At 45.2% G+C, this 10,989-nt stretch carries 11 protein-coding genes and 1 tRNA gene; 5 read left to right on the top strand and 7 right to left on the bottom strand.

Annotated features, from left to right (window positions below; genetic code table 11):
• Positions 1-194: 194 nt before the first annotated feature.
• The 4 genes from J7529_RS23440 to J7529_RS23425 all read right to left on the bottom strand — a co-directional run bounded on the left by J7529_RS23440 (position 195) and on the right by J7529_RS23425 (position 4,168).
• Positions 195-2,513 (bottom strand): CHASE2 domain-containing serine/threonine-protein kinase, encoded by a 2,319-nt coding sequence (locus J7529_RS23440; protein ID WP_318730981.1) that lies wholly within the window; start codon positions 2,511-2,513, stop codon positions 195-197.
• A 65-nt stretch (positions 2,514-2,578) separates the two neighbouring features.
• On the bottom strand, positions 2,579-3,400 hold the full coding sequence (locus J7529_RS23435) for an alpha/beta hydrolase (protein ID WP_318730980.1): 822 nt from the start codon (positions 3,398-3,400) through the stop codon (positions 2,579-2,581).
• A gap of 76 nt (positions 3,401-3,476) precedes the next feature.
• On the bottom strand, positions 3,477-3,947 hold the full coding sequence (locus J7529_RS23430; protein WP_318730979.1) for a DUF29 domain-containing protein: 471 nt from the start codon (positions 3,945-3,947) through the stop codon (positions 3,477-3,479).
• Between the two features lie 119 nt (positions 3,948-4,066).
• Positions 4,067-4,168 (bottom strand): cytochrome b6-f complex subunit PetL, encoded by a 102-nt coding sequence (locus tag J7529_RS23425; protein ID WP_271936917.1) that lies wholly within the window; start codon positions 4,166-4,168, stop codon positions 4,067-4,069.
• 103 nt (positions 4,169-4,271) lie between these two features.
• On the opposite strand from J7529_RS23425, the gene aroB reads away from it, so the two are divergent.
• The 3 genes from aroB to J7529_RS23410 all read left to right on the top strand — a co-directional run bounded on the left by aroB (position 4,272) and on the right by J7529_RS23410 (position 6,959).
• The gene (gene aroB / locus J7529_RS23420) at positions 4,272-5,405 is read left to right on the top strand and encodes a 3-dehydroquinate synthase (RefSeq protein ID WP_318730978.1); all 1,134 of its coding nucleotides are present in this window, start codon (positions 4,272-4,274) and stop codon (positions 5,403-5,405) included.
• Between the two features lie 112 nt (positions 5,406-5,517).
• The gene (locus tag J7529_RS23415) at positions 5,518-5,667 is read left to right on the top strand and encodes a hypothetical protein (RefSeq protein WP_318730977.1); all 150 of its coding nucleotides are present in this window, start codon (positions 5,518-5,520) and stop codon (positions 5,665-5,667) included.
• A gap of 68 nt (positions 5,668-5,735) precedes the next feature.
• Positions 5,736-6,959 carry a URC4/urg3 family protein gene (locus J7529_RS23410; protein ID WP_318730976.1) on the top strand — a complete coding sequence of 408 codons (1,224 nt, stop codon included), beginning with the start codon at positions 5,736-5,738 and terminating at the stop codon, positions 6,957-6,959.
• Between the two features lie 31 nt (positions 6,960-6,990).
• Here the strand turns inward: J7529_RS23410 and J7529_RS23405 are convergent, their stop codons facing one another.
• Positions 6,991-7,524: a Uma2 family endonuclease gene (locus tag J7529_RS23405; protein WP_318730975.1), complete on the bottom strand. Its 534-nt coding sequence runs from the start codon at positions 7,522-7,524 to the stop codon at positions 6,991-6,993.
• 117 nt (positions 7,525-7,641) lie between these two features.
• Here J7529_RS23405 and upp point away from each other — a divergent pair, with 117 nt between their 5' ends.
• Complete coding sequence (upp, locus tag J7529_RS23400) at positions 7,642-8,274, top strand: uracil phosphoribosyltransferase (protein WP_271936922.1); 633 nt, start codon at positions 7,642-7,644, stop codon at positions 8,272-8,274.
• Here the strand turns inward: upp and J7529_RS23395 are convergent.
• Together J7529_RS23395 and dprA are read right to left on the bottom strand one after the other, a co-directional pair.
• The gene (locus tag J7529_RS23395; RefSeq protein WP_318730974.1) at positions 8,236-9,165 is read right to left on the bottom strand and encodes an eIF2A-related protein; all 930 of its coding nucleotides are present in this window, start codon (positions 9,163-9,165) and stop codon (positions 8,236-8,238) included. The genes upp and J7529_RS23395 overlap by 39 nt on opposite strands.
• 220 nt (positions 9,166-9,385) lie before the next feature.
• Positions 9,386-10,537: a DNA-processing protein DprA gene (gene dprA, locus J7529_RS23390; RefSeq protein ID WP_318730973.1), complete on the bottom strand. Its 1,152-nt coding sequence runs from the start codon at positions 10,535-10,537 to the stop codon at positions 9,386-9,388.
• A gap of 90 nt (positions 10,538-10,627) precedes the next feature.
• Between dprA and J7529_RS23385 the strand changes: the two genes are divergently transcribed.
• Positions 10,628-10,699, top strand: a tRNA-Thr gene (locus J7529_RS23385).
• Positions 10,700-10,989 lie beyond the last annotated feature (290 nt).

Here is a 10,989-nt window from a genome sequence, read left to right as displayed (position 1 = left end):
CTTATTGCCATCAACCGAAGAAGCCTCGACTTCATTTAGAGTGGGCTTTGCCCCCTTCTGCTTAACCCGAACTCAGGTTCACTAACGTTCATTGACTATTATGGCGCTTCCCACTCTAGCAATAAGCAATAGTTTGTATGGCTTAGGGTCAAGTCTTCAAGCTATACTCCATAGAAAAGAGAAGCGCTATATATTCAACCTAATTTTTTCAAGGCATCGATCACCTCAGCAGCAGAAGGATAGCGATCGCGGAAATGATAAGCTACCATCTGGTCTAAAATATCCATCAGTTCCACACTTACCGTTTCCTCAACCAAATGATGCCAAATAGCGCTACCACTGCTCCAATCTTGGCGTAACTTCTGGGGAGAAATACCAGTTAAAGCATGGATGGCAATCATGCCTACAGAGTAAACATCACTACAGAGTCTCGGCTGTCCCATCAATTGTTCTGGAGCAGCATAGCCTTTGGTGCCGATCGCCACTGTAAACCGTTCTGTCTCTTCATCTAAATGGGGAGCAAACTGCTTAACTGCACCAAAATCAATTAAACAGAGGCGGCGATCGCTCTGGCGACGAATAATATTACTGGGTTTAATATCTCGATGGATGACTTGATATTGATGGACAAACGACAACACTTGCAAAATATCCAAGATTAGCGCCACCACTCGATCCACCTCTAAGCAATGATTTTCTCCCAATTCCTCACTTAAAGAACTACCTTCAATATACTCTTCAACTAAATAAAACTCTTGATGTTCTTCAAAATAGGCAAACAATTGAGGAATTTGATCGTGTTGCCCTACAATCTCTAAGATTTCTGCTTCCGTATTAAACAACCGTTGGGCAACCTGAAAGAAATTCCCCTCCGTCTGCAACGGTCGTAGATGCTTAATCACACAAATGGGATGTCGAGGACGCTGAATATCCTGGGCCAAATAGGTTTGCCCAAATCCTCCCGCTCCTAATACTTTTGTGATATGATAACGTCCTCCTAACAGACTCATCGGTTGAGTCCATTCTTCTGTATTTTCCGGAGCAATTTGGGTAGATTCATCCTCCTCATATCCCTCGGTTGCTGTCCAAGTTTTCGTCTCTTCTGAGCTTTCTAATTGAGTGGCATCTTGTCGTTGGGTCTGTTCCTCTAAAAAGGTTTGCAAAAGCTTCAAGTCTTTCTCTTGTTGTTTTACCCGTGCAGCCATGTGTTGTTGCAGTTTTTCGGTTTGATAAGACCGATACCCAAAGACTCCACTACTGCTGATCAACAATCCCAATATGGGGGAAAATAGGGGAACCCAAAGGGAAGATTGAAAGAACCACCAGCTACTTCCAGCTAAACCCAAGAGGGCGATCGCCAAAGTTCCCGATAAACGCAACGGATGATTGATCTTCCAACTTAACACAGCACCCACTCCTGCCCACCCTAGAATCCAGAGGATTTCCACCCGATCTGACCAGGTACTCATCAATGGTTGACCCTCTAAAGCCGCATTGAGAAGTTGGCTAATCATTTGGGCATGAATTTCTACCCCTGGCATTTGATGATTGCTTTCTTGTCCTCGGCTGTAGGGCGTATAAAAGTAATCATTTAAGCTAGGAGCAGTGACACCAATCAGAATAATGCGATCGCGTATCCAACTCGGATCGACCCGATCTTGCAAAACATCTGTTAATGTTACTTTGCGAGCCACGCGATCGGGAGAATGATATTTCAATAAAATTTGATAACCCTGAGCATCCACTCCCTGATAACCCCCCGTATTAGCTTGTAGGCGGGTTAAAGGCACTGAACCTAACATCAGCGTTCCTTCAAAGGGTTTTACTTCAATATTTTCATCGGTTAAATAATGGCGTGTCAGTTGCAGCGAAAAGGCTTGTTTGATCTGACATCTAGAAGAAGGTAAGGGTCTACCCCATAACAAACTGCGACGAATCACCCCATCGTTGTCAATCACCACATCGGCAAATCCGAGGTTTTTATTCGCTACTCCGGGAGGGGGAGGAACCCCAATATCATCGTCCCCTTTGCTCAGTTGACAAACGGTTACGGTACGATTATCTTCCGCTTGTAAATAGGCCATCAATTGCTCACGGCCAGGATTTTGGGGAATATCTCGATAGATATCTAAACCAATAACCCTTGGCTCATGGGCCTCTAATTTCTGTAAAAGCTGATCGATGGTTTCATCGGATAGGGGATACCTCTGTTGCACCTGAATATCCTCTTCTGTAACACCGACAATTAAGAGTCGATCGTCAGTTTCGGCGATCGCCCTCCACTGGGTAAACTGGTCATAAATCAACAATTCCGGTGATTCAGTCCAGCCCACTTTTCTCAACGCCACCACTAAGACTGTAGTGGTTAACGTGACAATGACCACCGAATTTCTTACCGTAACCCAATCAAGCCAGGAATTTTGGGAATCTTTCCAAACTGTTGAGAGTTTAGGCCAAATCTGCTCACACACCAGTGAGCGACATCGCTGCCACAAAGGGAGGCTAGTTTTCATTCCCGGTTCAATCTTGCCCATACTCGCGTATCTGAAACCTGTAGCTGTTGCCTCTTGCCTAGACGCTATATTGGAATCGCCTGTCCTCTGCTCACTTCTTGTAGATTTTGGTTATAGAGATCGACTCTTCCCATCCAATCATTATGCCCTAACCCCTCAATAGGAACCAACATTTTCGGCGCATTGGCAACTTGGTAGAGTTTCTGACCATGGCTCAATGTAATCACCCGATCCAAAGTTGCATGGAAAATTAACACGGGAGCGCTGATTTTATTTATTTTGCCGATATTATTAAATTTGTCGAACGGAAATAGAGGTATCCAAGTTACAATCCGCAAGACAGAAATAAATGTATTTTCAGTGACTAAGGTGGCAATGGGCATCTCGGTGGCTAAATCGATAGAGGGGCCACCACCGACGGAACGACCATAGAGAACAATTTGACTGGGGGGAATCTTCAGCGTTTCGGTTAGATAAGTATAGGCCGCGCGAATATCTTGATAGGCACCTCGTTCTGTAGGTTTTCCTTCGCTGGTTCCATAGCCTCGATAGTCGTAGGCAAAGACGCTAAATCCCAGTTGATTCAAGTGTTCGAGAACCGGTTGAATCATCCCCAGATCTTCGGCATTGCCATGGCTATAGAGGAGAGTATAGGTGGCGCTGGGGTTGGGGAGATATTGACCAGTAATGTTGATACCCGGTTCGGAGGTGAGGGTAACGGTCTGGGGTAAGGTTTGATAGGTAGTATCTGGAGGAAGAAAAATTCTACTGTCTGCGATCACGAAAATGTAGATGCAGAGAATGGTATAAATGACGATCGCCGATCGCAGCAGACGGAACAGGGAAAATTTCCCAATTAACAGAGTTTTTAACCGTTGAGTCTTCATACTAACAGGGAATTAGGGAATAGGGAATTGGAGATCGCCGCGTCTCCATGTCTGCGCGTCGTGTCCCCCAATTAAATTATTCATTATTTGGTAGCCAGTTTTCATCTAAAGCCTGTTCTAAGGTGAACTTAGGGGAATAGGGAATTAGTCCTTCATCTAACTCGCTGGCTTTGAGAAATAATTTTCTCCCATTTTGATACTGCTTAACAAAATTTTCCTCTAAAAACACATTCAGACTCGGACTACTTTCCAATTCTTCTGCAATTTCAATCCGAAAATTGGTGATTTCTGTATTCCAGCCTCGAAAGCATCGTTCTCGCTCTGCTTCCCAATACTGGATCTTGAGCAGATGTTCGCACAGTCGCATTAAATAGCTAGAAATGGCTCGTTTCTCCCGTTTCCCCAAACTTTCTAACTCCTCAATTAAATGGTCTAGATCGACTCCTTCAAAGTTATGGGAACGCAACTGAATTAACGTTTGCTCTAGCCAAAGATGATAATCCTGGTCGTATAAAGATAGAGTATTCAGCGTCACTTGAGAATTCATCTGTACCCTCTCTAGGGAATTAGGTAATAGGGAATAGGTAATAGAAGATCGTCTTCATGTCCCCCCACTTACCCATCCCTGTGCCCTTCGACTGTGCTCAGGGCACAGGGTGGGTAATTTTAGATTAACTTAATCGCCCGTAGTCCAAACCATAGGGTCAGGGCTACACCAATCATGCCTCCGAGGAAGGCAAAGTAGGTAATGGCTCCACCAATGCTCATGTTTTTTCTCCTTTTGTTAACTCAGTGATTCAGTCTTGAGATTAATCCCAACATTCCGTAAACTAGAATACAACTGATTGACAAAGAGTTGAACCACAAAGCGATGATAGATGGATTGGTTTCAGGGTCTACGGTGCGGGTGGAGTTGGGGGCATTGTCTTATGAGATTGCGATCGCCCCAGGCTCTCTTGACGAACTTGGCTCTCGTATGGCTCAGTTTCCTTCGGACATAAAAGGTTTGGGGAAAAAGGTGCTGGTGGTGTCTAATCCTACGATCGCAGATTACTACGCAGAACAGGCAATCGCTTCCTTAACCGATGCTGGTTTTACCGTCTACTCCCATCTGATCCCCGCAGGAGAACAATACAAAACCCTGGACTCCATTCAAACCATCTATGATTGTGCCCTGGAAAACCGCCTAGAGCGCTCCTCTACCCTCGTCGCCCTTGGTGGTGGTGTAATTGGTGATATGACTGGGTTTGCCGCTGCCACATGGCTCAGGGGAGTCAACTTTGTGCAAGTCCCCACCTCCCTACTCGCCATGGTGGATGCTTCCATTGGCGGTAAAACGGGAGTCAATCATCCCTTGGGCAAAAATCTGATTGGGGCATTTTATCAACCGCGTCTTGTTTGGATTGACCCCCAGGTGCTAAAAACTCTACCAGAGCGAGAATTTCGCGCAGGAATGGCGGAAGTCATTAAGTATGGAGTGATTTGGGATTTAGAGCTATTTGAGCGACTTGAACGGTCAAAACGGCTGGATCGGTTTGAGGAGATTGAACCAGAGTTATTGAACTTAATTTTAACTCGTTCCTGTGAAGCCAAGGCGCAGGTAGTGAGTGAGGATGAGAAGGAAGCCGGGTTACGGGCAATTCTCAATTATGGACATACGATTGGTCATGCGATCGAGAGTTTAACGGGTTATGAGCAGGTGATTCACGGCGAAGCAGTGGCGATCGGGATGGTAGCCGTCAGTAAAATAGCTCTGAAGATGGGATTCTGGGGACAAGATTGGGATCAGCGTCAGTTAGCGTTAATTGAAAAAACTGGCTTACCCACACGCATTCCCTCACAAGTGAGCATTGAGAGCATTTTAGATAGCTTGCAAACCGATAAAAAGGTAAAATCGGGTCGCGTTCGGTTTATTTTACCCACAGAACAAACGGAAGCAAAGATTACTGACCAAGTTCCGCCCGATATCTTGCGGGAAGTATTAGCCAGTTTAGGTGCGTCTTGAGGTTATATAAAGTTGGCCAAATCAACGACAATCGCAAGTCTCTAAACTAGCGATCGAGAAACTGGTTTTTTTTACCGGAAATGCCAATTTAAGCGATCGCGTCCGTAACTGGATGGAAGATCGTCAACATCAGAAGTCGATCGGTGTCGCGAGTGCTTGGGAAATAACAATTAAACAAAGCCAGCAAAAATTGACATTGCCCATGACTGCTGCTGATTATATTCAGGAGAAAATTCAACAGAAGCGAACCGGTCGAAAATAAAACTGGCTCGTCAGTTTATGGAGAAGGCTAAGAGCCAAACTTTATCGTCATTTCAAGGAGGAAGATAGATGCAGGAAGTTATCAGAGAGTTAAGATTACCACAAACGATTCGCGATCGCGCTTCAATCCTATTCGATTTAGCCCAATCTGACCAACTATCGGGCTTTCGCTGCCACTTATCCAAACTACCCGATATTGCGGATTACGTCATTGAAGTCATTCGTGCTGAATATCCCGATCTCAACGTTCCCTTTCATTCCCGGTGGCGACACTTTGAAGTTGGGGACAACTCCCGTTTAGAACAACTGCAACGCTCACTATCTGCCTATTCCGATCTAGAACAAGCCAAATCTAAACTCGATTTAGCCATCATCAGCGTCCTCCTAGATGCCGGTGCAGGCGCACAATGGCACTATCAAGAACCCAATACAAACAACACTTACAGCCGTTCTGAAGGATTAGCCCTTGCCAGTTTTCACGCCTTTTCTGAAGGTCTATTTTCCAGCAGTCCAGATCGTCCCTATCAAGTCGATAGTCTCGCCCTGCAAAATTTGACTGAAACCACCCTAGAAACCGCTTTTCAAACTACTCCCGAAAATCCCTTAGTCGGCATCTCCGGAAGGGTGCAACTCCTGCAAAAACTCGGTCAAGTTCTCTCCAACTACCCCCAAGTTTTTCCCAATTCTCCCCCCCGTCCCAGCGATCTAATCCACAGTTGGCTAGGACAAACTCAAAATAATCAGTTATCCGTTGTCACAATTTTCCAGACTATTCTAGAGAGTCTAGGGGAAATTTGGCCCGGACGATTAATCCTCGATGGCGTTAACCTAGGCGATGTTTGGCAACATTCTGCCCTCCCCAATACCGGAATAGGCTCCCAATTCATCCCCTTTCACAAACTCTCCCAATGGTTAACTTACTCTCTGCTCGAACCCTTGCAAGAACTGGGTTTAACCATCACTGATTTAAATCAACTTACCGGGCTACCCGAATATCGCAATGGCGGACTTTTCTTAGACTTAGGCGTATTAGAAATAAAAGATAGTGCCTGGTTAACAATTTCCCATAAAGTCGATTCAGAACTGATTATCGAATGGCGTTCCCTCACTGTAATTTTACTCGATCAACTCGCAGAAATCATCCGCGAAAAATTAGGCTTAACTGCCGATGACTTCCCCCTCGTCAAACTCCTACAAGGCGGAAGTTGGACAGCAGGACGCAAAATTGCCGCCCAACTCCGCCCTGATGGAGTTCCTCCTCTACGCATTGACAGCGATGGCACAGTATTCTAGTTCTTCTCCGTGTTCCTTTGTGTCTCTGTGGTTATCTCAATAACCAGCTAAAAACCTGATTGACGGTTAACTGCAACTCAATACCCTCTAAAACTGGAAGCACATCCTCACCGCGATAGAGAATCATCCGCTTATCTGGCCAAAATACCATAATCACTTGTTCTGTTGAGTCTATTAACCATCCCAGTTGAGTTCCAGCTTGCAAACAGAGCTGAATTTTGCTAATTAAAGCTGTGGTACTTTGGTCGCGAGAAAGAATTTCAATCATCCAGTCAGGAGCGCCAGAAACGGCTGTATTTTGCACTGGGATGCGATCACCGCGAATAATGGTAATATCGGGAACAACAGACTGCTCCGTTAGAGTGCAGCGTAACTCTGGAAAGGCTTCATAGGCACTTCCTGCTTGATCAATTGCCCCAGTCAATCGTTTCTGTAAAATGCTATGGTCAACGGTTGGCATCGGTTTTAAGTGGGCTTCTCCCTGGAAAAATTCCCACGCGGGGGACGCTTCTAAATTAGAGCGTTGTAGAAATTCTGCTAAAGTCAGAACTTGAACGGTAACCATAGATCGGGCATAGCTCAATGGCTACAGCTTATAATTATCAATAATTTACTGTCAACTCTACAGTTTATCCATTCCTATTTCCTAATTACCCATTACCAGCATGAAGCGCTATCTCTAATGTCCAACGTTACCGTTATTAACCATCCCCTCATTGCCCATAAACTAACCCTCATGCGTCGCGAGGAAACCAGTACAGCCAAATTTCGCTCTTTGCTCAAAGAAATTAGCTTGTTACTTGCCTATGAAGTGACGAGAGATTTACCCTTAAAATTAGAAGAGATTAAGACTCCTTTAGGGGTAATGGAAGCACCCGTTTTAGCGCCAGAAAAGAAAATGGTAGTGATTTCCATTATGCGAGCTGGACAAGGCATTTTAGATGGCATGTTGGAACTCATTCCTTCTGCGCGGGTGGGACATATTGGCTTATACCGAGATCCGAGAACCTTGATTCCCATTGAGTATTATCTCAAGGTTCCCCATGATGTCGAAGAGCGAGATATGTTCATTGTCGATCCCATGTTAGCCACTGGTAATACTGCTGTTGCTGCCATTAGTCGGTTAAAAGAACTGAACCCAACATCAATTAAGTTTGTCTGTCTATTAGCCGCTCCCGAAGGGTTAGAGCATGTTCAGGAAGAACATCCAGATATCCCAATTTATACGACTGCCATTGATGAGTGCTTAGACGAGCATGGCTATATTTTACCCGGTCTAGGGGATGCTGGCGATCGCCTCTTCGGAACCAAGTAAATCGGGATTTGAATCTTGGTTAGCCGTGAATTTGAGAGGATTTGGCAAACGCCACAAAACAATAGAATGAGAGTCAATATTAGCCCACAAGTTTCCTTGAGCAGTAGAAGCTATCTCGCCACAAAGCTCTGACCAAAATCCCTCACTACCAGGTTTATCTCTTAGCGATTCCGATAAACCACTACAAGCTATCTCTGACCATTGGTCTACAGGCAACGGATCTTCGGCAAGATTGGAGCCTAACAACTCTCCAGTCAGCGGATTCCAAAAATGCACGATATCGCGATCGGGATAACGAGTCACTAAAAAGTTACCATCATCACTATAAGAGACTTCAACTTTTGACTGTATTGGTGTACTAAATTCTCGTCTTTTTTTACCCGTATTTAAATTCCAAACTTCTACAGTACCATCCTCATTACCACTGGCAAAGGTTTGTCCATGGGGACTTACAGCTAAGGAATGAATTTCATGATCTGTATAGATAGTCATGTTTAGCCTTAACATAGCTAAATTCCAAATTTTGATCGTTTTATCAGTACTACCACTAATAAAAGTTCGTCCATTAGGACTAAACACCACTGAGGTAACTTTGGCGGTATGACTGTGCAGGTCACGAACCACTTGTTGCGCTCTTAAATCCCATAAATGAACGATCGCCTCTTCACTCCCCCCCACGGCAAAATTTCCTGTCGGACTAATGTCTAAAGCGGTAATAGTTTGGTCTGGTGTGGGTAGTTGTTTCCAAATCGTCGCTTTTTCCATGAGTGCATAGGATTGGGCGTTAATTTCTGTCTCTTTCACAGGGTTGGCATAAGCCGGTTGCACAGAAGAGATAAAGACCGTTGAGGAAAGACTTAAAAGAAGAGTGAGAATAGATCGCGTGTTCATAAGATAAAACTGAGAGACGTGTTCTAGGGATTTCCCCAACTATAAGAAGATCTATCCCCCAAGGTTCCGGCAAAACTGACAGTATAGGTTTTGGCTTAAGGGGGAATGACGAATACCATCGGCCAGCAGTTCCTAGCAATGGGTTGTCTAGCTTAACTTTCAAGCAGATCGGATAGCGATCTGGATAATTTTCTCAATTCTGCCTTGAGATAGGACAGTTTTAACGCTGGTATCTCATTCCAGGTAATTGGGACACTAATCCCAGTAGCTCTAATTCGATTAAGGTCGAGGAAACTTCTGCTGCACTTAATCCCGTTTGCTGTACGATCGCATCCAGGGAAGTCGCTTCCATCTTTATGCCCTCTAATACCTTCTGTTGCAAAGGAGGTAACGAGGGAACAGGAGCAGGTGCAGGTTTAGGAGATGTGGGGAATAAGGATAACTGTTGAGTGGGTACGTTCTCTCTTGGAATCACCGGATCGAGTTCTGGAATTTGGGACAACAGCTCTAATACATACCCTTCATTAATCAGCACCTGTGCCCCTTTACTGATTAAACCCAGACATCCTTTAGAGTTCTCATCATCAATTCGGCCAGGCAAGACATAGACATCCCGGCCAAATTCATTGGCTAATCTGGCCGTAATCAATGCTCCTGAGTGAGTCGGTGCTTCAGTGACTAATACGGCTCGACTCAATCCCGCCACAATACGATTCCGTTGGGGAAAATGGGCCCGGTTGGGTTGGACTCCTGCGGGATATTCACCGATCGCTAATCCTTGTTCGAGGATCTGGTTGTAAAGGGATTGATTGCCCGGAGGATAGATAATATCAACTCCAGTTCCCAAAACAGCGATGGTACGCCCTCCTGCGTCTAAACATCCCCGATGGGCTTGAGTATCCACCCCTTGAGCCATGCCAGAAACAATTGTAAATCCCCGTTGGGCTAATTGCTTACTGAGGCGATAGGTCCATCGCCTGCCATAGTCGGTCACCTCACGAGTACCCACAATGGCTACGGCTGGTCTGATTCCTTGATTTTCTTCGGGTTCCACTATGCCTCGATAATAGAGTACCGGTGGAGGACTGGGGATTTCTAATAGTAAGCGTGGATAAAGGGCATCGCTAGGAGTCCAAAATTGAGGATTCGTTTGTAAATGCTGTTCTAAAAGGGCGATCGGATCGAGCTGTTTACGATGAGCTACCCAGGATTGTGCGGTTTTGATTCCAACTCCTTCTATAGAACTGAGGGCGATCGCATCTGCTTGCCACGCGGCTGCCAAACTGCCAAACCGATCCTCAATTCTTTGTAGCAAAACCGGCCCCACCTTCGGTAATTGTGACCAGGCTAACCAAAAAGTACGTTCTGTCATTCAACGTTGAGTTTGAATCTTTTCTTTTGCGTATTCCCTGTAGATTCTAGTCTAAAATCTAAGTCTATGCTACACTAAAGGATGGTCATTGCCGATGTAGCTCAGTGGTAGAGCAACCGATTCGTAATCGGTAGGTCGTGAGTTCAAATCTCATCATCGGCTTCAGCACTTAAACCCTTACACTGATAGGCTTTGACTCACAAGCCACCGGCTACAAATCGGGGATTAAACACATATTCGGCACAAATACAGCCTACTGCCAGAAGAGGGCATGAGACAAAATAGGATGCCTGTCGAAAAGAGGCATCCTTCCTAAATCTCTCCCATCCCATGGCTGTATTTTTCCCAATCATCATCCTTACTCTCTAGCCCAATGTAGGTTGCCTTCAGGCTTCCTCTAGCGTTGATTAATCCCCTACGGTAAACTCCCGTCTTTTCTGGCGTATCGCATC

This window comes from Roseofilum sp. Guam (genome assembly GCF_017746735.1).
Lineage (GTDB): Bacteria > Cyanobacteriota > Cyanobacteriia > Cyanobacteriales > Desertifilaceae > Roseofilum > Roseofilum reptotaenium.
The sequence above is the reverse complement of the archived record's forward strand: the minus strand, read 5'-3'. Positions and strand labels throughout refer to the sequence as shown.